Source organism: Janthinobacterium sp. SUN100 (assembly GCF_030397705.1).
Lineage (GTDB): Bacteria > Pseudomonadota > Gammaproteobacteria > Burkholderiales > Burkholderiaceae_D > Janthinobacterium > Janthinobacterium kumbetense.
In genome coordinates, this window is the sequence record NZ_JAPUBU010000001.1 from 1,726,872 (window position 1) to 1,753,829 (window position 26,958).

Genomic DNA, 26,958 nt, shown 5'->3' on the forward strand with positions numbered 1-26,958 from the left:
GATGAGGCTGGTGGTGCAGTATGCAATACCAGCCATGAATAAGCAAGATTGCCCGCACCGCCAGCCGCCTTCCCCGCTCAGGCAAAGCCGCCCTTGACGGCGCGCGCCAGCGAACGCTGCACGATCAGCTTGTGGAAAGGCCGGATCACCAGGATGTAGGCGCGCCCCACCCGATTATGGCAATGCACGACGCTGGACATGGTCACGCTGCCATGCCGCCCCGCATCGCGGTTGCGCAGCACCGACAAACGGAAGTCCAGGTGGCTGTCATCCTCGCCCACGATGATTTCATCGTCGCTGACGGCAAAGATGCGGAAGATGCCGATGCGCTTGCCAGGCCTGGCTTCCATCTGCCTGGCCGTCCGGATGCCGAAGCGCGCCACGATGGCGTCGCGCACCACCATCAGCTTGCGCGCCCAGCCGGGCTGACTGCCCAGCAGCACGCGCGCCAGGCTTTCCATGTCCATCTGGCGCGCCTGCGCAGTCGGCAGCTCGACGGCATACGCGTCGGCCAGGTGGCTGCCCGGGTACAAGGGGGCGATGCTGGCGCCCGGCGGCAAGGCCACGGCGCGTACCGCATTGTTCATCTCTTGCATGTGCTCTCCATGTGTTCAGTGATAACATGGCCATCATACACGACAATGTGAACAGCGATAACATAACATGAGCACGAACAGCAATTATCACCATGGCAACCTGCGCGACACCCTGGTCGCCGCCACCATCGCGCAACTGGCGCAGCAGCACGACGCCGCCCTTTCCCTGCGCGAACTGGCGCGCACGGTGGGCGTGTCGATCGCCGCCGTGTACCGCCACTTCCCCAGCAAGGAAGCCTTGCTGGCCGACGTGGCGGCGGCCGGCTTCGCCAGCCTGATCGCCAAATGGGAAGCCGAACTGCCGCCGCAGGGCAGCCTGCCTTCCGAACAGCGTTTTCAGTTGCTGGGCCAGCAATACATCGAATTCGCCCTGGCCGCGCCGGCCCACTACCGGCTGATGTTCGAACACCAGGACGTGCGCCAGTTCCCCGCCTTGCAGGACGCGGCGCAGGCGTGCTTCCAGTACGTGCTGCAGACGGCCGGCGCGGCCGTGCGCGAAGCGGGCCTCGATGCGCGCTGGGACAAGGCCGCCGCCAGCGCCGGCTGGTCGCTGGGCCACGGCTACGTGATGCTGCTGCTGAGTGGCCGCCTGGCCATGGCGGACGGCGGCGACGAGCTGTCGCCGGCCATGGTGCCGCGCTTTTTTCAGTTGCCCGTGGAGGCATTCATGCAGGCAAAGAATAAAATCGGACAAGAATAATATTTCAAGGCCCGCCTCTTCAAGCTGCGTCGCTGTCATCGACGCCGCAGGCAAAAGGCCGACGCTAACACTGCAGCGTTTTCCCTCCTACAATCATCCTCTTACCTTGAGTCAGGGCAACAAAGTCATTGATGAAGCTACGCAGCGAATTTTCAAAAATACCGCTATGTCCAATCACCAGATTGTTATCCGTGTAGGCAACAATGAAGGGATTGTAGGGACGGTGTGGTTCTATCGGCCGGAAATCAACATTTCCATATTTCTTTTCGGCAGACAGGTCGCGCTGCGCGACCTTGCATGGACTATGCTCATATTCGGCCGGATCGAAATTTTGCTCGACAACTGGCTCGTCCAACTTCACGCTCATTACGTGGGTTCGCTGCGGGCCATATTCGCCAAGCGCCTTGCCCCACAACGGCCACCTGTCATCGTCAGGCTTGCCATTGATGGTCGAGCCGAGTGCGCGGCCGATGGGAAACGCCCACTTGCGAGCCCAATCGCCCTGGGATGAAATCACCAACATGACTGGCGCCTGCGCTTTGTCATAGCTGCGGCGCGATGCCATCTGGTGGATATTTTCATACTGTGCCGCTTCAAGTGCCGGATTGACCAGCACGGTCAAATCGCCAAAACCTTGCAACGGCCCGGCCTTGTCAGCCGCCAGTTCTTTTTCGATTGTTTCAGCGACAGCTTTGAAGACGACCTGTCCACCAAAGCTGTGCCCAAACGCAAGCAACCCCATGAAAGGCGTGTTTTCCGACTCGCGCCGGGCTTCGCCGCGGTCGCGATAAAGGCCATTGAGCGCGAGCAGAAAGTGATTCAAGTCGCCTTGCCCCACCCGTTCTGCCGCCCGTTTACGGCCCCAGAAAGTGCAGAAACTGAGCGGCATCGGTAGCGAGCGACCGCGCCAGCCGACATACACGCCGATGACATTCACGTCCCCGCTGCTGGTCAGATTCATCCGCGAACGCGTATAGGGTCCAGCGACGCCAAGCGGTGCATCATTCAGGACGGCCCTGGTCTTGGCAAGCGAACGAGAAAAATCAAATGCATTGGTATCATCGGGATCGGCATTGTGATGCCAGCCATGGACGAAAACTACTACAATGGTATTCTTGCTCTTCGCTGAATACCGAATAACGTCAAGTGCGCGCTCGGCCCCCTCCTTGTCCCAGAATCGTCCATCATCGTCGACCTGGATGACAAAATCATTCGGCTCATGGAATAGGCCATTATCCTGCTGTATGGATTTGCTGCGATAGGCGAACGAAGGTATCAATGATCTCAACGCAACGGCTGAAAAAACCTTGCTGGACTGTGTCATGAGATGACTCTCCATGGATACTTTAATTGAACTTATATACGCAATCATATACGCAATATTCACCCATTATTAATAAATAAACAATAGGAAATTTAATTAAATAGACATGGCGTCGTCAATCGCCCATCCACGTGCGACTTTGCGCCACGGCTGTCGTCCCGCCTGAAAATGCACGCTCCCATGCATCCATCTACCATCCCTGGCACCGAGGGCTATGCGGAAAATGCCGGGCAGCTCATTGCCCGCTACGCAAGCGTCAATTTCCCGGATAAATATCGGCCCGTCAGTCATCTCTTGCCGACGCGATCAGGCGCTGTGCTCGATATCGGCGCCGGGACTGGCGGCGACGCGGCGTGGCTGGCAAGCCTGGGGCACACGGTGACAGCCGTTGAGCCCGTTGCCGCCTTCCGCGAAGCGGGCATGAAAGCGCAGGCCGTGGCCAACCTCGAATGGGTGGACGATAGCCTGCCCGCGCTGTCGGCGATCGGCGCGCGCCAGAGCAGGTATGACCTGATTGTCGTCGCGGCCGTCTGGATGCATCTGGCAGCGGAAGAAAGGATGGCGGCAATGGGCAATATCAGCACCTTGCTCAAGCCCGGCGCAATGCTCGTCATGTCCCTGCGACATGGCCCGGCCCCTGAAGGGCGGCGCATCTTTGATGTCCCTGCCAGTGAAACGGCAGACCTCGCGATGCAACATCAGCTCAAGGTGATGTTGCATACGCAGGCGCCATCCGTGCAGCCGCAGAATCGCCAGGCGGGGGTAAGCTGGTCCTGGCTTGTCTTTGAGAAATGATTCAAGCTGAACCAGCGTGCGCCAGGACGTTGACACGGCCGCATTCAGCCGAGGCTGGCCATTATTTTGAAACACCCTTCATGTATGCATGACATATCGATAGACACGCTCTCCGTGATTGCCAGGCAATGCCTGGCAATCACGTGCCTGCAACGCTTTTGCCGGCAGCATGCCCTGCACCACCCGGCGCTGTCCGCGTTCGCCGGCCACGCGTGGAAGGTGGCGCAGCTCGCGCCTGGGGATTTTGCCGCCTGGGAGCGCGGCTTTGCTGGCCTGGCAGTGACGGGCATGGGCGATCCCTGGCCGGACGACCTGCGCATGGCGCTGCCCGGGCACCTGCTCGGTGCGCTGGAGCAACTTGTCGGGCATGTGCTGGAAACGAGCGCCTGTACCTGGCATGGCGATGACCTTGCGGCAAGCCGGCGCCAGCTGGAAGCCGTGCTTGATATCTGTGCCAGGCATGGCGTGGCGGCGCCGCCGCTTGCGCACTATGTGCAGCACGATGCGGCGCTGCGTGGCGGCTGGGGGCCGATGCTGACGGACGCGGAAGTCAGGCGCTGGCAAGCCCTGCTATAACGCGCGGCCTGCAATGGCGGCGGAGGCTCACGCCGGCAGGCCCTGGCGCACCTGGTCGAGCAGCCGCTCCTCTTCCTCCGTATCCGCGTCGATTTGCGTGACGACGGTCCAGAATCGCGGGCAGGTCTTGATCTGCTCGAACGCATGGCTCGTTTCAAGCCGCACCATGGTTTTCCTCAGGCTGTGCAGATAGCCCTCCTCGATGGCATCGAGCAGTTCGTCATCGGCAGCGTCGATCAGCTCGAGCAGCGCGCCTTCGATCCTTGCATAGCCCTCCTCCCACAGCTGGCCGATTTCCGGCACGTCGACTTCGATGCACTCGTTCGACCAGTCCGGAGGATAGTAATCGCGCTCCCGGTTGGCGGGATCAGTGTCAAGGCTCAGCGAAAGGGAGGGGAACGATACGGCGTTGAAGGCAAAGGCGAAAAATGCCTGGTCCTTGAATGGGGACGCGCCCAGCAAGGCCAGCGACGCGCTGGCCAGCTTGAAGCAGGTTTCTTCGACGTCGTAGGCAGTTTCAAATGTCTGCCAATCAAGTGGTAAAGCGGGAGTCGGGGGCATGGCGGGCCTGTCGAAAAAATAAGAGTGGAAAGTGATCGGAATTATACGTGGCGCAACCGATGCGGCAGGCGCCGGCCGCGTGTACGGTGCGGCCGCAAAAAAGCCGCATCGGCCCTGCGGCGGATGCGGCTTTGCGCTAGCGCAAGCTGAAGCTTATTTCTTGGCAGCTTTCACTGCCTTCGGATACTTGATCGTCATTTCCTGCAGCAAGTTATCCGCGTGGTCCACTTCCTTCATCACCCACAGCATGTAGCGGATGTCGAGGTGGATGGCGCGCGTGATGGCCGTGTCGAAGTACCAGTCCTTGGTGATCGATTCATACGTCGAATCGAAGTTCAGGCCGATCAATTCGCCACGCTTGTTCATCACGGCCGAGCCGGAATTGCCGCCCGTGGTGTCCGCGCTGGTGAGGAAGTTGACGGGCACCGTGCCCAGTGCCGGGTCGCGGAACTGGCCGTAGCGTTTTTGCTTGACGGCGTCAATCAAGCCTTGCGGCGCTTCGAACGGAGCCTTGCCCGTGACTTTCTCGACGATGCCTTCCACGGTCGTGAACGGCCCCTTGGTGATGCCGTCGCGCGGCGAGTACGGCGATACCGTGCCGTACGTCACGCGCAGGGTCGAGTTGGCGTCAGGATAGACCGGCTTGCCTTGCGATTTCTTCCAGGCAATCACGGCTTGCATGTATTGCGGAATCACGCGTTCCAGGTTGCCGTCGATCTCCTTGCGGCGCTCTTCCAGCGCCGCTTCGACGGGCTGCAGCTTGATGGCCAGCGCCATGAAGGCGTCGTCGGACTGGGCAACAGCGGCCTGGTCCTTTTCCAGCCAGGCCAGGCGCTTGGCCGTGTCAGCCAGTTGCGTCTGCTGGTACAGGGCCGCCACGGCGCCTGGCGCCGGCAGCAGCGCGTCCAGGCCTTGCGGATGGCTCTTCGCCGCCAGTTGCGCGTAGCGCTTCAGACCGGCTTCAAAACGCGCCTGGTCGACCTTGTTGACATACGACTGTTCCAGGCGGGCCAGGCGGGCCTTGATGAAGGCCAGGTCGCGCTGCTGGAAGCCCGATTCGCGCTCGGCGTCCGCTTTCTGGCGCTCCAGCGACAGGCGGTAGATGGTGCGCGCGCTTTTCAGCAAGTCGCTGTTGGTGGCCACGCTCCAGGCGAACTCTTCTTCGCTCAAGGCCATGTCGCTGGCGATCGCCGCGTCCAGTTCGGCCAGCAGGGTCGGCGACACGTTCGGCTGTTTCGCGTACCAGGCGCGGAACTCGGCATCCTGCACGTCCTTGATGGCGGCGATGTCCTTGCGGGCGAAACCGTCGAGCAAGCCCTGGGTTTTCTTCAGCACGTTGTTGATGCTTTTCACCACGCTCGCATAGCGCACGGCAGCGGCCGCGTCGCCCTTCGTCGAGTCGGCCATCACGGCCAGGTCCGCTTGCAGTTCGGATACTTTCAGGGGGAAGGCCGTATCGCGCGCGAAACGGATTTCCGCCGGCAGCTTGTAGCGGCTGGTGCGGCCGGGGTAGCCCGCCAGCAAGATGCCGTCACCGGCTTTCAAGCCTTCGGCCGAGACCACCAGGAAATCCTTCGATTGGTACGGCACGTTGTCGGGCGACGGGTCGGCCGGACGGCCATCCTTGCCCACGTAGGCGCGCAGGAACGAGTAATCGCCCGTGTGGCGCGGCCACTCGTAGTTGTCGGTATCGCCGCCGAAGTTGCCGATCTTGTCCGATGGCGCGTACACGAGGCGCACGTCGCGTATCATCATCTGGCGGATGCGGTAGTACTCGAGGCCGCGGTGGAAGGCGGGCACGGAGCAGCGGTACATCTTGTCCGTTTCGCATTCGGCGATCAGGTCCTTGATGCGCTTTTCCACGGCTTCGTGGCGCGCGCGGCCGCTCATGTCGGCCGTCAAGCCTTTCAGCACGCGGTCGCTGACGTTTTCCACCTTGTCCGTCACATACACGAGGCTGTTCGGACCGCCCGGCAGCTCTGCGGCGCGCGTCTTGGCCAGGAAGCCGTCGGTGATGTAATTGTGTTCCGGCGTGGAATTGCGCTGCACGGCGCCATACGCGCAATGGTGGTTCGTCACCACCAGGCCGGCGTCGGAAACGAAGGCGGCCGAGCAACCGCCCAGCGACACGATGGCGCTCATCGGGTGCTTGCTCAGGTCGGCCAGTTTTTCTGCAGGAATGTCGATGCCGACCCGTTTCAGTTCGGCTTTCAGCTGCGGCAATTGGTGTGGTTGCCACTGCCCTTCGTCGGCGTGTGCGCCGGCGAACGCGCCCAGCAAGGCGACTGGTAATACGATTGTCTTGAACAAGATTTGCTCCTCCATAAAAAGCAGGCGAAAGTATAGCCTGTCCAGGCGGCCTGAGTCGGCAAAAATTATCCCATTGCAATTTCTGTATCAGGCGGCCGGCCGTCCCGTCCCCTGCAAGGGGATCTGCAGGGCCAGCCGGCAACCGGCGCCCGAGGCCGGCACACCGACCTCGAACTGCCCGCCCAGCGCCGTCACCCGCTCGGCAATGCCGATCAGGCCAAAGCACTGCTTCTTGCGCTGCTGCTGCGGCGTGATGCCGATGCCGTTGTCGCTGATGGCCACGTACACGGCGCAGGCATCCGAACTGAGCTCGATCTCGACCTGGCTGGCCTGGGCATGGCGCATGACGTTGCTGAGCGCTTCCTGCACGATGCGGAACAGCACAATCTCGACCTGGCTGCCGATGGCGGAAAACAATGCCTCGTCGCGTATCAGCAGCTGGCAAGCGACGCCGCTGCGCTTGCGGAAGTCGCCCACCTGCCACTCGATGGCGGCTTGCAAGCCCAGGTCCAGCGCCATCGGGCGCAGCTCGTTCATGATGCCGCGCACGCTCTTGATGGTGGTGTCGACGTTGCTGAGCACGGCGCCGACCCGGTGGTGCAGGCGCGGATGGGAGCCTTCCGTGCGCGCGCTGAGCATGGAAATATCGATGCGCAGCGCCAGCAGGTTTTGCCCCAGTTCATCGTGGATATCGCGCGAAATGCGCTTGCGCTCGTCTTCCTTGGCCGTTTCCAGGTGCAGCGCCAGCTGGCGCAGCTGCGCATGCGACTGGCGCAGGGCGCCATCCATCAACTTGCGTTCGGTGATGTCCGTGTGCGCCACCACCACGCGCAGCGGCCCTTCGCCGAGGAAGCGGCTGATCCTGGCCTGCGACCAGCGGGGACCCGAGCGCGTGGCAAACTCATACTCGAGCGCAAACGTGTCCGCGTTGCCGGCGATGACGGAGCGGATGCCCGCGGCCAGCTCGCGCCCGGCGCTGCGCTGCCAGCGCGGGTCCGTGTCGCAAAATTCCAGGTAGTGCAGCGGCTGCGGCGTTTGCCCGACGAAGGCCAGGCAAGCCTGGTTGGCATGCACGACGCGGCCCGACCGGTCCAGCACAAGCACCCGGTCCGTCAGGGAATCGATGGTGGCGTGAAAGAAGCGCTCGGCATCGCGCAAGGCTTCCTGCGCCCGCTCGCGCTGGTGTACTTCCAGCTGCAGGTGCTGGTTGGCCCGCAGCAATTCAGCCGTGCGGTCGACCACCCGCTGGTCCAGCTCGCGGTGCAGTTCGCGCAAGTCCGCCTCGGCCAGCTTGCGCTCGGTGATATCGGAAAACACGCCGACAAAATGGCTGATCGCGCCATCCGGGCTGCGCATCGGCGTGATCGACAGCGATTCGACGAAGCGCTCGCCATTCTTGCGCCGGTTCACCAGTTCGCCATACCAGCTGCCATCCTGGTGCAGGCTGCGCCACATGGCTTCATAAAAGTGCGGCAGATGCGTGCCGCCGCCGAGGAAGGACGGATCGCGGCCGATGGCTTCCTCCGCCTGGTAGCCGGTGATGGTGGTGAACGCGGGGTTGACGGAAATGATGCGGTTGGCGCTGTCCGTCACCAGCACGCCTTCGCGTATGCTGTCGAGTATCACGAAGGCGCGCCGCAAGGCCGATTCGCGCGCGTGCTCGTCGCCCAGGTCCGTCACCAGCATGCGCGCCGTGGCGCTGTCCGCATCGTAATTGGCTTCGATGCGCACCATGCCGCACATGCCGCCCGCTTCGCCTTCGAACAGCGGCGCTTCGAGCACCTGGCGCGCGCCGCCGGTGAAGACGGCGTCGAGGAAGCGCCGGAAACCGCCCTGCGCCTGGGGCGCGACGAATTGCTCGAAACGCCGTCCCAGCAGCCGGTTCTTGTCGCGTTGCAACAAGCCGCAAGCTGCCACGTTGACACGCGTGATCACGCCTTCGCGCGCCAGCGAAAAGTAACTGACGGGCGCCTGTTCATACAGCTGCGCATAACGGTCGCGGCTGCTTTCAAATTCGTTTTTCAGCTGTTCCAGCTCGGCCAGGGCCGCGCTCTGCATTTCCAGCTCGATCTGGCTGACCTGCAACTCATGCAGCTGACGCATCACGTCTTCATTCGACTGCGGCGCGGGCTGGCGCTGCTCCGCGGCCAATTGCTCCGCCTGCTCTCTCAGGCGGGCCGGCGCGCTGCCGTCGAATGGTTCGCTCATGACGCGTGCTCGCCGCTACTGCCGCCGGCCACGGCGCCGGACTGGATCTGGCGCAGCTGGGCTTCCAGCAGTTTCGACTCTGTAATGTTGATGAAGGTCACCACCACGCCATCGATCACATTTTCGATCGTGCGGTACGGCATGATGCGCACGTTGTACCAGCGCCCCGTCTTGGTTTCCACTTGCCGCTCGCAAAACACCAGGCTGCGGATCACTTCCAGCGCATCGTCTTCCAGACCCGGATAATCGAGGTCGTTGACGATGTCGCTGAGCGGGCGGCGCAAGTCCGTCTGGATCAGCTTATAGATTTGCGTGGCCGGCGCCGTGAAGCGGCGGATGCGCAGGTCGCTGTCGAGGAAAATGGTGGCGATATCGGTACTATTGAGCAGATTCTTCATGTCGCTATTGACCAGCGACAAATCATCGACCTTCGATTGCAGCTCGGCATTGACCGTGTACAACTCTTCGTTGAGCGACTGCATCTCTTCCTTCGACGTGGTCAGCTCTTCGTTCGTCGATTGCAGCTCTTCATTGGTCGACTGCAGTTCCTCGTTGGCCGATTTGAGTTCCTCGCGCGACGTCTGCATCTCGTCGCGCACGGCCTGGATTTCATTGCGCGCCTGCGCCAGTTGCTGTTCCAGTTCCAGCACCTTGGGGTTCGGCGAGCGGCCGCGGCGCGCCTCGGCCACCAGCGGCGCGCTGGCAAACGTCACGAACACCATGCCGCGCAGGGATTCAGGCTGGCTCAGCGCTTCCGCGCTCAGGTCGACGCCCAGCGACTGTCCCAGGTGATCCTTGACCACCAGCCCTTTCAGGCGCACCACCCTCTCGCTCTGCAAGGCTTCCTTGATGAGGCCAGCCAGCTCGTAGCGCAAGCCTTCGCGCGCCATCGCATGGATATTCCAGTTGGCCTTGCCGGCTGCCGGTTCGAGGAAGGCGCCCGTGCGCCCGTTGATGTACAGGATGTCGCCATCCTGATTCAGCAGCGCGGCAGCCGGTGAATATTTCTGGAGCAATAATTGCTCGACATGGGATTGAATCTTTCCAGTCATGCTGACTTCTCTCGTGTCGCTAGGTGTAGGGGGGGATGCCAACGATACCTTGGTAGGAAAATACGTGGGCAGGCGCTGACGCGCCAGGTTGTCGAGGCGGCGGTACAGCCGGGTCGACGTGGTCAGCGGTGAAAACAGGTCGGAAAAATGGCCGGGCGTGTCGGCGCTGCCCAGCAGCAAAATTCCGTCGCGGTTCAAGGCGTAATGAAACAGGGGTATCAAACGCTGCTGCAGCTTGGCATTGAGATAAATCAACAAATTGCGGCAGCACAGGATGTCGAGCTTGGTGAACGGCGGGTCGGAAATGATGTTTTGCTGGGCAAAGATGATCGTGTTGCGTATCTCTTTTTTCACGTGATAATCGTTCTTGTCGCGCAAGAAGAAACGCTCCAGCCGTTCGGCCGACACGTCGCTGCTGATGCTGTGCGGAAAGCGTCCCTGGCGCGCGCGGTCGATGGCGTCGGCCGACAGGTCGGTGGCAAAGATCTGCAGGCTGTACTTCGACGGCGGATTGATGCTGGCCACCACTTCATGGAATACCATGGCCAGCGAATACGCTTCCTCGCCCGTGGAACAGGCGGGCACCCAGGCCTTGAACGCGCGTCCTTCCGGGTGGGCCGCCAGCAATTGCGGCAAGGCGACCATCTTCAGGTATTCCCACACTTTCGGGTCGCGGAAGAAACTCGTCACGCCGATCAGCAATTCCTTGAACAGCAAGTCGATTTCGCCCGGATTGGCACGCAGATACGGCACGTATTCTTCCATCGACGTCATTTGATACAAGCTCATGCGCCGCTCGATGCGCCGCAGCACCGTGTTGATCTTGTAATCCGTAAAACTGTTGCCCGTGTGTTCGGACAGCAAGGCGACAATTTCCTGCAAGGAATTGCGCCCGTTCGGTTCATGGCCCGGCAGGCTGAGGAAGCTGCTGCGGAACAGATAGGTGATGATCTTGTCCGGCATCTTGTCGGGAAAGTCGACCAGGTCCACCACTTCCGCGGCAATCGCGCTTTGCGGCATCATGTCGAACTTGGCCGTGTCCGGATGCTGGGCCAGGGTCAGCCCCCCTGCCTGCTTGATCGCCTGCAAGCCGCGCGTGCCGTCGCTGCCCATGCCGGAAAAAATCACGCCCACGGCCAGTTCGCCCAGCTCGCTTGCGAGGCTCTCGAAAAAGATATTGATGGGCAAGCGGTGCCCGCGCAGCTGCACCGGTTCGCTGAGGACGAAACGTCCCTTGGACAAGCCCAGGTCGGCATTCGACGGTATCACATAGATATGGTTGGGCCGCAACTCCGCCTGGTGCGTGATTTCCGTGACGGGGATGCTGGTGGCGCGCTGCAGCAGTTCCGGCAGCATGGCCTTTTGCGTGGGATCAAGATGCTGGATCACCACATAGGCAATCCCGCTCTCCTGCGGCACGTTCGCCAGGAAGGCAACGATGGGATCGAGTCCGCCTGCGGATGCGCCGATGGCCACCACGGGGAAAACGATGGTGGCCACTTCAGGGACGGAAGCATTGCTGTGTTTACTGCGTGTCATCTTCTGCAAGAGTGCAGCCACGGCCAAAGCGTCAGGCTGGGAATTGATAATCTTGCATTCTAGCACTCAAGATGCGCGGAAAAACACGAATTTGGCGCAGGGCTTTTCCCTGCGCCAGGCTGCCTCCTTACTGTGCCTGCGGCACATGCCAGCCGCCGCCCAGCGACTGGATCAGGGCCACGGCCGTCGTCTGGCGGTCCGCCTGCGCCTGCACCAGCGAACGGCGCGCCGACAGGGCCATCACTTGCGCCGTCACCACGTCCGTATAGCCGACCTGGCCCGCGTTGTAGCGGTTCAGCATCTGCTGCTCGACCTGGTCGGCGGCGGACGACGCCTGCTGGCGCAGGGCCAGCTGTTCGGCCAGCGCGCGCGTGGCCGACAACTGGTCTTCCACGGCGCCAAAGGCACTCAATACCGTCTGGCGGTAGCGCGCCACGGCCGCCTCGTGTCCCGCCTTGGCCGCATCCACGCTGGCCGTGGTGGCGCCCGCGTTGAACAGGGTTTGCGCGGCCGACACGCCCAGCGACCACAGGCTCGATGAGGCATTGAACAGGTCGCCCACCTTGCTGGCGCCGGAACCGTAGGAGCCCGTCAGGTTCAGGCTCGGGTAATACGCGGAACGGGCGATGCCGATCTGCTCGTTGGCCACGGCCACCCGGCGCTCGGCGGCGGCGATGTCGGGACGGCGCTGCAGCAGGGTCGACGGCACGCCCAGCGGCACCTCGGGCACGGTCAGGGTCCACGGCGCCACGGCCAGGCTGAACTCCGACGGCGCGCGGCCCAAAAGTATCGCGATCGCATGTTCCAGCTGCGCGCGTGAACGCGTCTGGCTGGACAGGTCGATCTGCGCATTGGCCAGCTGCGTCTGCGCCTGCAGCAGGTCGGACTTGGCGGCGATGCCCGAATTGAAGCGGTTGCTGGTGATGTCGAGCACGCGCTTGTAGCCATCGATGGTGGCATTCAGGAGCGCGATCTGCGCATCGCTCTGGCGCAGCGAAAAGTAATTGGTGGCCAGCTCGCCCTGCGCCGACAGGCGCGCGGCGGCCAGGTCGGCCGCGCTGGCGCTGGCGCTGGCATCGGCCCCCGTCACGCCGGCGCGCAGCTTGCCCCACACGTCCGGTTCCCACGACGCGCCGATGGCGGCCTTGAAGTTGTTGTTCGTCTGCTGCTCGCCCCCGCCGCCCGAGCGGGCGCCGCTGCCCGTCAGGTTCACGGTGGGGAACAGCGAGGCGCGCTGTTCGCGCACCAGCGCGCGCGCCTGCTCGTAGGAAGCGATGGCGGCGGCCACGTTCTGGTTCGAGATGTCGATGCCTTCGGCCAGCTGGTTCAATTGGGCGTCGCCGAACAGGGTCCACCACGGTCCCCGCTCCAGGGTGTCGGCCGGCACGGCAGGCTGCCAGCCGGCCGCCTCCTTGAACGTTTGCGGCGCGGCGGCCGTCGGCGTTTCATACGCGGGGCTGACGGCGCAGCCGGCCAGCAGGAGGACGGTGGTGGCCGCGCCCAGTGCCAGCAGGTGGCGTGCGGGGACGGTCGATACGATAGGTTTTACTTGCTTCATAATTGTGTGCTCGGGTTATCTGGCCCAGGAATGCGGCTCAATTGCTGCTCGTCGGCGCTGCGCGTGCGCAGCTTGTCGAGCAGGATGTAGACCACCGGGGTGGTCAGCAATGTGAGTAACTGGCTGGCAATCAGGCCGCCGATGATGGCGACCCCCAAGGGCTGGCGTAGCTCTGACCCCTCGCCGAAACCGATCGCCAGCGGCAAGGCGCCAAGCGCCGCCGCCAGGGTGGTCATCAGAATGGGGCGGAAACGCAGCAAACAAGCCTCGCGCACCGCTTCCACAGCTGTCAGCCCGCGCGAACGCTCGGCCTCCAGCGCGAAGTCGATGATCAATATAGCATTTTTCTTGACGATACCGATCAACAGGAACACGCCGATCAGGGCGATGATGGAAAACTCCATGCGGAACAGCAGCAGTGCCAGCACGGCGCCCACCCCCGCCGACGGCAAGGTCGACAGCACGGTGACGGGGTGGATCAGGCTTTCGTACAGGATGCCCAGCACGATGTAGATCACCACGATGGCCGCCAAGATCAGCAGCGGCTGCTCCTTGTTGCTATCCTGCGCGCTCTTCGCCGAACCCTGGAAGCTGCCGCGCACGTTCACCGGCATGCCGATTTCCGACTCCGCCTGGGCCACGGCAGCCTGCCCGTCGCTGAGCGGATAGCCGTCGGCCAGGTTGAACGACACGGTGGTGGCCAGTTCGCCGCCCTGGTGGTTGATCGACGTGGCCGTCGAGCTTTCCGCGAAGCTGCTGAACGACGACAGCGGCACCATCTTCGCCAGGGTGGTGCTCAGGGCCGAGCCGCTGGACGGGTCGCGCGCCGCCGTCGTATTGGACGTCGTCGCGGCCACGCTGGTGCTGGCCGCGGCGGTGCTGGCGGCCGTCGTGCCGGTGGCGGCGACGGCGGCCGCATTCGACGCGGGCACGTACACGGAGCGCAGCGCTTCCGGGCTTTGCGCGTAGCGGGGCGCCACTTCCATGATCACGTGGTACTGGTTCAGCTCATCGTAGATGGTCGCCACCTGGCGCTGGCCGAAGCTGTTGTACAGCGCATTGTCGATATCCTTCACCTGTACGCCCAGCTGCGTGGCGCGGTCCTTGTCGATGGAAACAAACGTTTCCACGCCGTTTTCCGCCTGGTCCGTGTCCACGTCGATCAGGGCCGGCTGCAGCTTCATCTGGTCGGCCAGTTTCGCCGCCCATTTCTTCAAGTCCGCCTGGTTGTCGCTGATCAGGGTGTACTGGTACGTGGAATTGCTGGAACGCCCGCCCATGCGCAAATCCTGCACGGGGTTGAGGAACAGCGAAATGCCCGTCACCTTGGCCAGCTGCGGGCGCAGGCGGGCGATCACGGCTTGCCCCTTGTCCGTGCGCTGCGAGGCCGGCTTCAAATCGATGAACATGAAGCCGCCCCCTGCCCTGCCGCCGCCCGTGAACCCGACGACGGTGGCGACGGCCGGATCGTCCTTGATGATGTCGACCAGCTGGCGCAATTTGGCCTGCATGGCCTGGAACGAGATGCTCTGGTCGGCGCGCATGCCGCCGTTGATCTGGCCCGTGTCCTGCTGCGGGAAAAAGCCCTTGGGCGCGGCCGCGAACAGGTACACGTTCAGGCCGACGACGAACACGAGAATCGTCATCACGAGAGCGGCGCTCGACAGAGCCCAGTCCAGGCAGTGTTCATACACGTTCAGCATGCGCTCGAAACCCCGTTCGAACCAGCGCGCGACGACGCCTGGCGGCTTGTGGTGCTGCCCGCTTTTCAGCAGCCAGGCGCACATCATCGGCGTCGTGGTGAGCGAGATGACGAGCGAAATCATCACGGCGGCCGACAGGGTCACGGCGAATTCGCGGAACAGCCGCCCCACCTGGCCGCCCATGAACAGCAGCGGGATGAAGACGGCCACCAGCGACAGGCTGATCGACAGCACCGTAAAGCCCACTTCGCGCGCGCCCAGCAGGGCCGCCTTGAAACGGTCCATGCCCGCCTCGATGTGGCGCTGCGTATTTTCCAGCACCACGATGGCATCATCGACGACAAAGCCCGTGGCCACCGTGAGCGCCATCAAGGAAAGGTTATTTAGCGAAAAGCCCAGCATGTACATCACGCCGAAGGTGCCCAGCAAAGAGACGATGGTGGCCACGGCCGGGATGATGGTGGCGCGCACGCTGCGCAAAAAGGCGCTGACCACCAGCACGACGAGCACGATGGACAGGATCAGCGTGAACTCGATCTCATGCAGGGACGAGCGGATGGAATTGGTGCTGTCGGACGCCACCTGCAGCTTGATGTCGCCGGGCAGCTGCGCCTGCAGTTGCGGCAGCAGCGCGCGCACGCCGTCCACCGTGGCGATGACATTGGCGCCCGGCTGGCGCGTGATCAGCACGATGACGGCCGGGTCGCCATTGAACAAGCCCAGGGTATTGCTGTTTTCCACGCCGTCGACCACTTCGGCCACGTCGTCGAGGCGGATGGCGGCGCCGTCGCGCCAGGCCACCACCAGGCTGCGGTAATCGGCGGCGCTGCGCCCGCCCGACGCCGTCGCCGCGCCCGAATAGATCTGCAGGCTGCGCTCGTCGCCGGAAATCGCCCCTTTCGGGCGGTTGGCGTTGCTGGCCTGGATGGCCGCGCGCACGTCTTCCATCGATACGGCATAGTGATTGAGCTGGTACGGCAGCAATTCCACGCGCACGGCCGGCAGCGAGCCGCCGCCCAGTTCCACGTCGCCCACGCCCTTGACTTGCGCCACCTTTTGCTGCACCAGGTTCGACACGGCGTCGTAGATCTGGCCCGGCGTGCGCGTCTTCGACGTCAGCGCCAGGATGATCACGGGTGCGTCGGACGGATTGGCCTTGCGGTAGGTGGGGTTGCTGCGCAAGGTGGCCGGCAAGTCCACGCGCGAGGCGGCAATGGCCGCCTGCACTTCGCGCGCGGCCGAATCGATCTTGCGGTTCAAGTCGAACTGCAGATTGATGCGCGCCGAGCCCGTGCCCGACGACGACGTCATCTCGTTGACGCCCGAGATCACGCCCAGGCGCCGTTCCAGCGGCGTGGCCACCGACGTGGCCATGGTCGCGGGGCTGGCGCCGGGCAGGCTGGCGCTGACGGAAATGGTCGGATAATCGACCTGCGGCAGCGGCGAGACGGGCAGCACGAAGAAGGCGCCGATGCCCGCCAGCGCGATACCGATGGTCAGCAGCACGGTGGCGATGGGGCGCTTGACGAACGGTTCGGACAGGTTCACGCGGCGCTCCCCGCGTTATCGGCCGGCTTGTCCAGCTTCACCGCGGGCGTCTTGCGCGCGAAGCGCTGGCCCAGGCGGTCGAAGCCCAGGTAGATGACGGGCGTGGTAAACAGGGTCAGCACCTGGCTGACGATCAAGCCGCCGAAGATGGCCAGGCCCAGCGGACGGCGCAACTCGGCGCCCTCGCCCCAGCCCAGCATCAGCGGCACGGCCGCGAACAGGGCCGCCAGGGTCGTCATCAAAATCGGGCGGAAGCGCAGCAGCGCCGCCTGGTGGATGGCTTCCTGCGGGTTTTTTCCCTCATCGCGCTCGGCCTCGATGGCGAAGTCGATCATCATGATGGCGTTCTTCTTGACGATGCCGATCAGGAGGATGATGCCGATGATGCCGATCACGCCCAGGTCTTGCCCGGAAATCATCAGCGCCAGCAAGGCGCCCACGCCGGCCGACGGCAGCGTCGACAAGATCGTCAGCGGGTGGATGTAGCTTTCGTACAGCACGCCCAGCACGATGTACACGCAAACGACGGCGGCCAGAATGAGCCACAGCTGGTTCGACAGCGAGTTTTCATACGCGCCGGCCGCGCCGAGGAAGGTCAAGGTCACCGATGGCGGCAAGGCGATGTCTTTCGCCGCCTGGCGGATGGCGTCGACGGCGCTGCCCAGGGCCACGCCTTGCGTCGTATCAAAGCCCAGCGTCGTGGCCGGGTATTGCGCCACGTGCGTGATTTGCAGCGGCGCCTGTTTTTCGCTGACGCTGGCAAAGGCGGACAGCGGCGTCGACTTGCCGGAACCCGTGCGCACCTGCAGGTCCGACAGGTCGGACGGTGTCGTGACGATGCCCGGCTGCGCTTCGAGGATCACGCGGTACTGGTTGGTTTCCGTGAAAATCGTCGAAATGATGCGCTGGCCGAAGGCGTTGTACAACGCATCGTCGACGGTGGCCGTGGTGACGGACATGCGCGCGGCGCTGTCGCGGTCGATGGCGACCGTCACGGCGGCGCCCGTGGCGCCCGCATCCGTGACGACGTTGCGCAGCTGCGATTTTTCGCGCATGCGCGCCGCCAGCTTGCCGGCCCACTCGGTGACGGTGGCCGTGTCGGCCCCTTCGAGCGAAACGCGGTACTGCGTCGGCCCCGATTCCGCATCGATGGTCAGATCCTGCGTCGGCTGCAGATACAGGGTCACGCCGGCCACCTTGGCCACGCGGTCGCGCAGGCGCTCCATGATCTCGTCCTGGCTGCCGCTGCGCGGACGCTTGAGATTGATCAGCATGCTACCCGTATGCAGCATGGTATTGTTGGCCGCATCGACGCCGACGAGGGAACTCAAGGTATCGACAGCAGGGTCTTCCAGCAGCGCGCTGGCGGCTGCCTGCTGCAAGGTGGCCATGCGCTCGTACGAGACGGCTTGCGAGGTTTCGATGCGCGCCTGCAGCTGGCCCGTGTCCTGCGTGGGGAACAGTCCCTTCGGAATCGTGATGTACAGAATGACGGTCAGCAGCAAGGTGGCCAGGGCGACGAGCAAGGTCAGGCCCTGGCGTTTCAAGACCCACACGAGGGCATGGTCGTACTGCACGATCACCTTGTCGAGGAAAGCCTGGATGCGCTGGCCCGTGGCGCTGATTTTTTCATCGGCATGGCTCTTCAGCCAGCGCGCCGACATCATCGGCACCAGGGTGAGCGACACCACGGCGGAAATCAGGATGGTGATGGCCAGGGTCATGGCGAATTCGCGGAACAGCCGGCCCACCACGTCGCCCATGAACAGCAGGGGAATGAGCACGGCGATCAGTGACACGGTCAGCGAGATGATGGTAAAGCCGATCTGCGACGCGCCTTTCAGGGCGGCGGCCATCGGCGTTTCGCCCTCTTCGATGTAGCGGGCGATGTTTTCGATCATGACGATGGCGTCATCGACGACGAAGCCCGTGGCTATCGTCAGCGCCATCAGGGACAGGTTGTTCAGGCTGTAGCCGAGCAAATACATGACGCCGCAGGCGCCGATCAGCGAAATCGGCACGGACAGGCTGGCGATCACGGTGGCGCGCATGCTGTGCAGGAAGGCGAAGATCACCAGCACCACCAGCAGCACGGACAGCAGCAGTTCCATTTCCACATGTTCGACGGAGGCGCGGATGCCCGTCGTGCGGTCGCTCAGCACGTCGAGCTTCATGGCAGCCGGCAGGCTGGCCTGCAGGTCGGGCAGCAGGGCCTTGATGGCGTCGACCGTCTTGATGACGTTGGCGCCGGGCTGGCGCTGCACGTTCAGGATGATGGCCGGCTGCTTGCCGGACCAGGCGCCCAGGCGCGTGTTTTCCGCGCTGTCGACGACATTGGCCACGTCGGACAGGCGCACGGGCGCGCCGTTTTTATAGGTGATGATCAGGCGCTTGTAGTCTTCCGCCGTCACGAGTTGATCGTTGGCGTTGATGGTGAACGAGCGCGTGGGGCCGTCGAAACTGCCCTTGGCGCTGTTGACGTTGGCCGCCGCGATGGCCGTGCGCAGGCTGTCGAGACCCAGGCCGTACGAGGCCAGCAATTTGGTGTCGCCCTGGATGCGCACGGCGGGACGCTGGCCGCCCGACAGCGACACGAGGCCCACGCCGTTGACCTGGCTGATCTTCAGCGCCAGGCGCGTGTTGACGATGTTCTGCACCTGCGTCAGCGGCATCGTGTCCGAGGTAATCGCCAGGGTCAGCACGGGCGCGTCGGCCGGGTTGATCTTCGCGTACACGGGCGGCGCCGGCAAGTCGGTGGGCAGCAGCGAGCCGCCCGCGTTGATGGCGGCCTGCACTTCCTGCTCGGCCACGTCCAGCGTCTGGCCCAGGGTGAATTGCAGGGTGATGATGGAGACGCCGGCCGCGCTGGTGGAACTCATGCGCTGCAAGCCGGACATCTGCCCGAACTGGCGCTCCAGCGGCGCCGTCACGGTCTGCCCCATGACTTCGGGACTGGCGCCCGGATACAGGGTCTGCACCTGGATGGTGGGGAAGTCCACCTGCGGCAAGGCGGCCAGCGGCAGGAACTTGAAGCCGACCAGCCCCGCCAGCACGATGGCCAGCATCAGCAGCGCCGTGGCGACGGGGCGCTTGATGAAGGGAGTCGATGGACTCATTGCGCTGCGCCCTTCGCCGGCGCAGTAGCTGGCACTGCGGCTGGCGCGGATGCGGATGCGGACGCCGATGCGCTGGCCGCGCCGTCAGCGTGCTGGCGGCGGTGGCGGCGTTCGCCGTTCGCCCCGGCCGCACCGGCAGCACCGGCGCCGCCCATGGCAGGCTTGTCGCCCGCCAGGGTCACTTTCGCACCTTCCTTCAGGCGGTCGGCGCCTTCCGTGATGACTTGCTCGCCCGCTTCCAGGCCGGCGCGGATTTCCACCATGTCGGTGGTCGCCTGGCCCCGCGTGACCATGCGCACGGTGACGGTCTTGTCCGCTTTCAGCACATACACGAAGTCGCCGTTATTGCTGTGGCGCAAGGCCGTGACGGGCACCAGCACGGCGCCCGTGATGTTGCCCAGTTCCAGGCGCACGTTGACGAACTGGCTGGGGAACAGGGCCATCTTGTCGTTCGTGTAGCGGGCCTTGGCGCGCACGGTGCCCGTCTGCACGTCGACCTGGTTGTCCAGCGCCGTCAGGCTGCCCTTGTCCAGGGTATGCGTACGCGTGCGGTCCAGCGCCAGCGCCGCCAGGGCCGTGCCGCCATTCAGGCGTTCCTGGATCGTCTGCACCTTATCCTGCGGCACGGAAAATTCCACGTCGATGGGCGACAGCTGCGTCACCACCACCACGCCGCCCGTGTCGCTGGTGCTCACCAGGTTGCCGATATCGACCACCTTCAAGCCCGCGCGGCCGCTGATCGGCGACACCACCTTGGTGTAGCCCAGGTTCAGCCTGGCCGTGCCTTCGGCGGCGCGGTCCGTCATCACGGTACCTTCCAACTGTTTGACCAGGGCGGCCTGCGTGTCGACATCCTGGCGGGCGATGGAATCCTGGCCCAGCAGGGTTTGATAGCGTTTCAGGGTCAGGCGCGCGTTTTCCAGCTGCGCTTCATCGCGCTGGCGCTGGCCCGTGGCCTGCATCAGCGCCATCTCGAACTGGGCCGGGTCGATCTGCGCCACCACCTGGCCCGCCTTGACCATGCCGCCTTCCTTGAATTTCAGCTCCTTCAAAATGCCCGACACCTGCGGGCGCACCGTCACGGTGGACGCAGCCGTCACCGTGCCCAGCGCATCGAGCACCACGGGCAAGTCGGATTTCACGGCCGTGGCCACGCCCACGGTGGTCGAGGGGCCGCCGCGGCGCCCGCCCGGGCCTCCCGGCCCTCCGGGGCCACCGGCGCCGGGCTGCGCGCTGACGCCCGAATGGGTCAGGTACCAGGCACCGCCCCCCAGCGCAGCCATCACGGCCAGCGCGATGACCGTGCCGACGATTTTCGAACGGCGGCTGCGCCGCGGGGTGTTGGGTGTAGTCTGCGAATCCATCGCTTATCCTTGTCTAGGCCGCTGGCACGGCGAGTCTGTGGCGCCGGCCGAGGTGGAACACACTCAGGCCGGACGACCGTTTTTCGGGGTTGTTTCGGTACAAAGCCGGGGGAGTCAAGAGCTGAAAGTCAGCTGAAAAAACATCGCTCCCTAGCGTGAAACGACTCTAGCATAGTCATGTAACTGTTTCATTTCTACTTGAAACAATTACACACAGCCTGGCAGGCATGGAAGGATCAGGCGGGCCGGCAGGCACGCCGCCCCTGTGGGGGAACGGTGGAAGAATCAGGCTTGCGGGGCGTCGCGCCCCGGCGCCGGCGGCGCGCGGGCGACTCGCATGCAGATACAAACTCGCTACAAATCTCCCGCCAGCCGGCTTGACCTGGCGCAACGCAGGCCGTTGGCGCTTACAGCGTCATGCCGAGGATGACATCCTGATAGTCGGTGCGGCCCACGCGGAAGGTGCGCCGGCCCACCTGCGCAAAGCCGCAGCGCGCATAAAACGCCAGCGCATCGTGGTTTTCCGCGTACACGCCCAGCAGCACCCGTCCCGCCCCGCCGGCGCGCGCCTGTTCCACGGCCGCCTGCATCAGGCGCTGGCCCACGCGCTGCCCCTGGAAGCGGTGCAGCAGGTAGACGCGCTTGATTTCCAGGTCGTCCGGCCGCGGGTCGGCCACCGGCAGGCCGGCGGGACTGAGGACCAGGTAGCCGACGGGCGCGCCGCCCGGCGTGGCCTCGGCCAGCCACAACCGCATGGCCGGCAGCGCCAGCCAATCGCGGTACAGCTGCGCGTCGTGCTGGCGCTGGCAATGGGCGATGACGTCGGCGCCATCGAGGATGCCGGCGAACGCTTCCAGGAAGGTCGATTGCCCCACCAGCGCCAGCGCCAGCTCGTCGCCCTTGGCGCAGGGGCGGATGGTGATGGCCGTGCCGGTTTTTTCGTTCATGTCGCTTGCCATGCCTTGCTCCTGATGTGAAACAAGCCGGGCGAAGCCGGCTTGAGTATGTCATCTATATTGCCGTGTAACGCCTGACAAAATCGTAGCGAGCGAAGATGAGTTGTGACCGAGAAGCGGAGCTGTGCTTGAGCACAGTGAGCATCGCAGGCCGCAAATCATCGAGCGCAGTAGATTTGGTCAGGTGTTACTTGCTGCCGAGTGGCACCTCGCACAGGCAGTGCGTGAGGGCCATGAATGGTTTGTGCTCGCGCGTGATGCCGGACAGCCAGCTCAGGTCCTGCGCCATGCCCAGCGCCGCGTCGGCCGGCAAGCCCGTGCCGGCCAGGCCCAGTTTCACGTGCTCGCCCAGTCCCAGCGAGGCCATGGCCTTGGAGCCGAACATGCCGATCAGGCGGTCCACGTTCGACGTTTCCTGCTCCAGGTACGTCACGCGGTAGTCGGCGCCCAGGTTGGCGCGCTTGGCCGCCGACGCCAGCGCATCGCCGTAGCTGCCGATGCGGTCGACCAGGTTGCGTTCCTTGGCCTGCAAGCCCGTCCAGACGCGGCCCTGCGCCACTTCATTGATCTTTTCCGGCGTCGTCTTGCGCGCCTTGGCGGCCAGATTCAGGAAGTCCCCATACACGTGGTTGATCGAACCCTGGATCACTTGCGCAAAGCGGGGGTCGAGCGGACGCAAAGGGTTGCCCGCGTCGGCCAGCCAGGTGGTCGGCGAGCCGGCCGTGTGGACGCCCAGCTTTTCCACGACTTTGTCGGCTGTCGGCAAAATCGCGAACACGCCGATGGAACCGGTGATGGTGGCCGCGTCGGCGATGACTTCGTCGGACGAGGTGCTGATCCAGTAGCCGCCGGAAGCGGCCACGTTGCCCATCGAGACGACCACCGGCTTGCCGGCGGCGCGCGTCAGTTCCAGTTCGCGGCGGATCAATTCCGAGCCGAAGGCGCTGCCGCCCGGCGAATCGACGCGCAGCACGACGGCCTTGATCGACTTGTCTTCGCGCGCCTGGCGGATCAGACGCGAGGTGGACAGGCCGCCGATGGCGCCCGGTGGCGCGATGCCGTCGCCGATTTCACCGGAGGCGATGACCACGCCGACGGCGTCGCCGATGTGCACGGGGCGCAGGCGCGCCAGGTAGTCGGTGTAGTTCACCTGGCGGAAATTCGTGCCTTCCGTGTTCTTCGCGCCGCGCGCCATCATGAACTGGCGCAGTTCGTCGCGCGTTTTCAGGCCATCGACCAGCTTGGCGTCCAGCGACAGCTTGCCCAGGTCGCCGCCGGCCGCCGTCATCAGCGCCGGCAGCGCATCGATCGATTGCATGATGGCGCCGGCCGGCAGCTTGCGCGCCTTTTCCACGTCCGTCGTGTAGGTGGTCCACAGGCCGTTGTTCAGGTAGCGGTCCGCTTCGGCCGCCGCTTCGGACGGGCCGTTGGCGATGAAAGGCTCGGCCGCGCTTTTATACGTGCCCACTTTCAGCAGGTTGACCGTCACGCCCACCTTGTCGAGCGCGTCGCGGTAGTAATTGCGGTAGCGGCCAAAGCCTTCCAGCATGACGCCGCCCATCGGGTGCAGGAAGACCTCGTCGGCCTTGACCGCCACCAGGTACTGGCGCTGGTTGTAGCTGGAACCCCAGGCCGTCACTTTCTTGCCCGTGGCGCGGAAGCGTTCCACGCCGGCCGCCACTTCGCGCAGCGAAGCGAGGCCGCCGCCCTGCAATTCGTCGAGCAGGATGACCATGGAACCGATGTTCTTGTCCTTGGCCGCCGTATCGAGCACGGCCAGCACGTCGCGCAGCTGCACGTTTTTCTTGACTTCGCCGCTGACATTGGCCAGCACCGCTTCGCGCACGCCGCCCGGGGTTTCCTCGACCAGCGGGCCTTGCAAGTCCAGCACCAGCGTGGTCTTTTCCGCCAGGGGCTTGGCGCCGCCGCCAAAGATGGCGATCAGGATGGCGATGACGATCAGCAGGAAAATCAGATTGATGACCGCGCGGCGGGTGGCGTCCAGCGCGCGCCAGAATGCGCCAAAACCGCGGCGCAGCGGCGGGAAGGGGTTGAGTGACATTGATGCTCCGTGAGGTTATGTACCTAAAGGAAATCAATATAGCTGAAAATGGCCGCGATCGCCTTGGGATTCGTCTTATTTTGACAAGTATTGCGCGCCCTGGGCGCCCTGCCCTGGCGGCGTGGAAATGAGGAACAGGCCACCCAGCACGAGGGAACCGTTCAGTATCAGCAATTCCAGGCCGAGGCGGTAATGCGCGAACAGCAGCGCCTGCTCCTGCTCGATCAGCGCGCACAGCAGCGGCCCGGCCACGGCCACCAAAGGCACCCAGCGGTCGCGCACGCCGCGCCGGCTCAGCAGGCCGAAGGCGAACAGGCCCAGCAGCGGACCGTAGGTATAGCTGGCCAGCTTCAGGATCACGCCTATCATGCTGGGATCATCGAGCCACTTGAAGGCCATGATCAGGATCAAGAACAGGGCCGCAAAGCCCAGGTGCACCTTGCGGCGCCAGCGCATCTGCACGGCCGGGCTCAAATCCGGCCGCCGCTGCAAGCCCAGGATGTCGATGCAGAAGGTGGACGTCAAGGCCGTGAGCGCCCCGTCCACGCTGGGAAACAGGGCGGAAATGAGGGCGATGAAGAAAATCAGCTGCACCACGGCGGGGAAATGCCCGAGCACCACGGCGGGGAACAATTTATCGCCCGTGGCCGTCACGCCGGCCAGCGGCGCGTACAGGTGCAGCAAGCCGCCCAGGAAGAGGAACAGCAGCAGCACGCCGGTCAGCACCACGGTCAGGCTGAGCATATTCTTTTGCGAGTCGCGCAGGGTCCGCACGGAGATGTTCTTTTGCATCATTTCCTGGTCCATGCCCGTCATGGCAATGGTGATGAACATGCCGGCAAGAATATGCTTCCACACGTAGGCGGGGCTGTCCGGGTCGGTGGTGAAGATGCGCGTGAGGCCTTGCGCGCGCATGCGTTCGAGGCTGTCGACGAGCGACAAATCCATCTCGCGCAGCAAAAACACGCTGCAGATGACGAGACCGGCCAGCATGCACGCCGTTTGCAGGGTATCGGTCCAGACGATGGTCTTGACGCCCCCTTCATACGTGTAGATCAGGATCAGCAGCAGCACGACGCACGCCGTCAGCCAGAACGGCACGCCGAAGCTGTCGAGAATAGTTGCCTGCAGGATATTGACCACCAGATACAGCCGCGCCGTGGCGCCCAGCAGGCGCGAAACGATGAAAAACGCCGCCCCGCTCTGGTAGGAGCGCCGCCCCAGGCGCAATTCCAGATAGCGGTAAATCGACGTGAGCTGCAGCCGGTAGTACAGCGGCAGCAGGATGAAGGTGATGGCCAGGTAACCGAGCACATAGCCGATCATCAGCTGGATATAGCCGAAGCCGTTGCTGCCCACGGCGCCGGGCACGCTGATGAAGGTCACGCCCGTCAAGGTCGTGCCCACCATGCCGAAGGCCACCAGCATCCAGTTGCTGTCCTTGTTGCCGATGAAAAAACTGTCGTTGGTGGCATGGCGCGAGGTGCGCCACGCCACGCCCAGCAAGATCAGGAAATACGCGAGGACGACGGCAAACAGGATGACTGGGGACATGGATGTTGCGCTGGCGGCAAAGGTGAACAGGGGCAGAAATATACAGCAAAGCCCCTGTTGACGCCGGCGTCAGCAGCCGGTCGGTTTGACTTTTTCCACTTCCAGGCCGAACCACGGACGCAAACGCGTGCCGATGACGTTGCCCAGGAAGGCGCACACCAGCCACAGCCAGCCGTGCAAGCTGCCCGAGACGATGCCGCTGAAATACGCGCCGATGTTGCAGCCGTAGGCCAGGCGCGCGCCGTAGCCGAGCAGCAAGCCGCCGACGATGGCGGCGATCAGCGAGCGGCGCGGGATGCGCCACACGGGCGCGTAGCGGCCGGCCAGCGCGGCCGCCAGCATGGCGCCCAGCACGATGCCGATATCCATCACGGAAGTCTTGTCTTGCGTCAATGGCGCGGCCAGGGCGGCGGCATTCGCCTTGTTGGACCAGTAAGCCCAGCTGGCCGTGTCGATGCCGACCACGGACGCCGCCTTGGCGCCCCACAGGGCGAACGCCGACGTCACGCCCCATGGACGGCCCGACAGCGCCAGCGTGGCGAAGTTCAGCACGACGAGCGCAACGGCGCCCGCCACCAGCGGCCACGGGCCATGCAGCCAGGGCGACGCCTGCGCCGGGCGCAGGGGCGTGGCGACGAGCTTGCCATGGCGGCGCTTTTCAACGAAGACCGTGATGGCGGCGATCAAGGCAAAGACGATCCAGTTCAGCGCCAGCGCGGGCGCCAGGCCCAGGGTCGTGACGAGGGAAATCGGCTTGAGCTGCGGCAGCGCCGTCCAGAGCGGCATGTGCGCCGTGCCGATCACGGAGCCGACGATGAAGGCGGCCAGGGTGATGAGCATGCGCGTGCTGCCCCCACCGACTGTATACAAGGTGCCGGAGGCGCAACCGCCGCCCAGCTGCATGCCGATGCCGAAGATGAAGGCGCCGAAGATGACGGACGTGCCGGCGGGAGAAACGAGGCCCGCGACGGGCGTGCCGAACAGGGTGCCGGCCGACAGCGCGGGGAAAAACAGCGCCACGCCCACGGCCAGCATCAGCATTTGCGCGCGCAAGCCGTCGCCGCGGCCATCGGCGATGAAGACGCGCCAGGCGGACGTGAAGCCGAAAGCCGCGTGATACAGGGTGATGCCGAGCAAGGCGCCCACCACATACAGCGCGGCCTGGTTGATGCCGACGGTGTGCGCCAGGTACCACGCACCGATCAGGATGAGCAACAGGGCGACGCCCAGCGGTTTCGGATTGATGGCGGCGCGCAGGCCTGGCGGCGAAGCTGCAATATCGGACATGATGGGGGACGCTAAAGGAAGGGAAACACCATTTTCCCCCGTTTTGCTGTTTTCTGCCAGCAAGTTAGCCGTCCGCCGGACGCCGCCACGCCAACCGCCCCGTCACCCGGGTCGAGGGACGGAGCGGATGGCGAGGGGCACGCACCGGC

Annotated in this window: 17 protein-coding genes; 3 read left to right on the forward strand and 14 right to left on the reverse strand. The window is 64.2% G+C overall.

The features are described from left to right. Positions 1 to 77: 77 nt before the first annotated feature. Entirely contained in the window at positions 78 to 596 is a 519-nt protein-coding gene (locus O0881_RS07600; protein WP_289910771.1) for a DUF2867 domain-containing protein, read from the reverse strand. 67 nt (positions 597 to 663) lie between these two features. Between O0881_RS07600 and O0881_RS07605 the strand changes: the two genes are divergently transcribed. Further along, positions 664 to 1,296, forward strand: a complete 633-nt coding sequence (locus O0881_RS07605; protein WP_289904265.1) for a TetR/AcrR family transcriptional regulator — start codon at positions 664 to 666, stop codon at positions 1,294 to 1,296. A gap of 64 nt (positions 1,297 to 1,360) precedes the next feature. On the opposite strand, the gene O0881_RS07610 is transcribed toward O0881_RS07605, so the two are convergent. Next, the gene (locus O0881_RS07610; RefSeq protein WP_289910772.1) at positions 1,361 to 2,620 is read right to left on the reverse strand and encodes a hypothetical protein; all 1,260 of its coding nucleotides are present in this window, start codon (positions 2,618 to 2,620) and stop codon (positions 1,361 to 1,363) included. A 180-nt stretch (positions 2,621 to 2,800) separates the two neighbouring features. Between O0881_RS07610 and O0881_RS07615 the strand changes: the two genes are divergently transcribed. Then, a complete protein-coding gene (locus O0881_RS07615) occupies positions 2,801 to 3,415 on the forward strand; it encodes a class I SAM-dependent methyltransferase (protein WP_289904263.1) in 615 nt (204 codons plus the stop codon). Positions 3,416 to 3,499: 84 nt separating this feature from the next. Further along, positions 3,500 to 3,991: a hypothetical protein gene (locus O0881_RS07620; protein WP_289910773.1), complete on the forward strand. Its 492-nt coding sequence runs from the start codon at positions 3,500 to 3,502 to the stop codon at positions 3,989 to 3,991. A gap of 27 nt (positions 3,992 to 4,018) precedes the next feature. Here O0881_RS07620 and O0881_RS07625 read toward each other — a convergent pair whose 3' ends face one another. From O0881_RS07625 to O0881_RS07680, 12 genes are all read right to left on the reverse strand, one after another. After that, positions 4,019 to 4,552 carry a hypothetical protein gene (locus O0881_RS07625; protein ID WP_289910774.1) on the reverse strand — a complete coding sequence of 178 codons (534 nt, stop codon included), beginning with the start codon at positions 4,550 to 4,552 and terminating at the stop codon, positions 4,019 to 4,021. Between the two features lie 153 nt (positions 4,553 to 4,705). Continuing rightward, on the reverse strand, positions 4,706 to 6,862 hold the full coding sequence (locus tag O0881_RS07630; protein ID WP_354669650.1) for a S46 family peptidase: 2,157 nt from the start codon (positions 6,860 to 6,862) through the stop codon (positions 4,706 to 4,708). A gap of 87 nt (positions 6,863 to 6,949) precedes the next feature. Continuing rightward, positions 6,950 to 9,070 carry a PAS domain S-box protein gene (locus O0881_RS07635; RefSeq protein ID WP_289910775.1) on the reverse strand — a complete coding sequence of 707 codons (2,121 nt, stop codon included), beginning with the start codon at positions 9,068 to 9,070 and terminating at the stop codon, positions 6,950 to 6,952. Next, complete coding sequence (locus tag O0881_RS07640; protein WP_289910776.1) at positions 9,067 to 11,661, reverse strand: chemotaxis protein CheB; 2,595 nt, start codon at positions 11,659 to 11,661, stop codon at positions 9,067 to 9,069. The genes O0881_RS07635 and O0881_RS07640 overlap by 4 nt, the downstream gene beginning before the upstream one ends. Positions 11,662 to 11,788: 127 nt before the next feature. Continuing rightward, positions 11,789 to 13,219, reverse strand: a complete 1,431-nt coding sequence (locus tag O0881_RS07645; RefSeq protein WP_289910777.1) for an efflux transporter outer membrane subunit — start codon at positions 13,217 to 13,219, stop codon at positions 11,789 to 11,791. Further along, the gene (locus tag O0881_RS07650; protein ID WP_289910778.1) at positions 13,216 to 16,470 is read right to left on the reverse strand and encodes an efflux RND transporter permease subunit; all 3,255 of its coding nucleotides are present in this window, start codon (positions 16,468 to 16,470) and stop codon (positions 13,216 to 13,218) included. The genes O0881_RS07645 and O0881_RS07650 overlap by 4 nt, the downstream gene beginning before the upstream one ends. After that, positions 16,467 to 19,586 (reverse strand): efflux RND transporter permease subunit, encoded by a 3,120-nt coding sequence (locus tag O0881_RS07655; protein WP_289910779.1) that lies wholly within the window; start codon positions 19,584 to 19,586, stop codon positions 16,467 to 16,469. Before O0881_RS07655 ends, O0881_RS07650 begins: the two co-directional genes overlap by 4 nt. Further along, positions 19,583 to 20,950: an efflux RND transporter periplasmic adaptor subunit gene (locus tag O0881_RS07660; protein WP_289910780.1), complete on the reverse strand. Its 1,368-nt coding sequence runs from the start codon at positions 20,948 to 20,950 to the stop codon at positions 19,583 to 19,585. Before O0881_RS07660 ends, O0881_RS07655 begins: the two co-directional genes overlap by 4 nt. A gap of 407 nt (positions 20,951 to 21,357) precedes the next feature. Continuing rightward, positions 21,358 to 21,897, reverse strand: a complete 540-nt coding sequence (locus O0881_RS07665; RefSeq protein ID WP_289910781.1) for a GNAT family N-acetyltransferase — start codon at positions 21,895 to 21,897, stop codon at positions 21,358 to 21,360. A 196-nt stretch (positions 21,898 to 22,093) separates the two neighbouring features. Beyond that, positions 22,094 to 23,968: a signal peptide peptidase SppA gene (gene sppA / locus O0881_RS07670; protein WP_289910782.1), complete on the reverse strand. Its 1,875-nt coding sequence runs from the start codon at positions 23,966 to 23,968 to the stop codon at positions 22,094 to 22,096. Positions 23,969 to 24,043: 75 nt separating this feature from the next. Then, positions 24,044 to 25,522 carry a sodium:solute symporter gene (locus tag O0881_RS07675; RefSeq protein WP_289910783.1) on the reverse strand — a complete coding sequence of 493 codons (1,479 nt, stop codon included), beginning with the start codon at positions 25,520 to 25,522 and terminating at the stop codon, positions 24,044 to 24,046. A gap of 69 nt (positions 25,523 to 25,591) precedes the next feature. Then, complete coding sequence (locus O0881_RS07680; RefSeq protein ID WP_289910784.1) at positions 25,592 to 26,809, reverse strand: YeeE/YedE family protein; 1,218 nt, start codon at positions 26,807 to 26,809, stop codon at positions 25,592 to 25,594. Positions 26,810 to 26,958 lie beyond the last annotated feature (149 nt).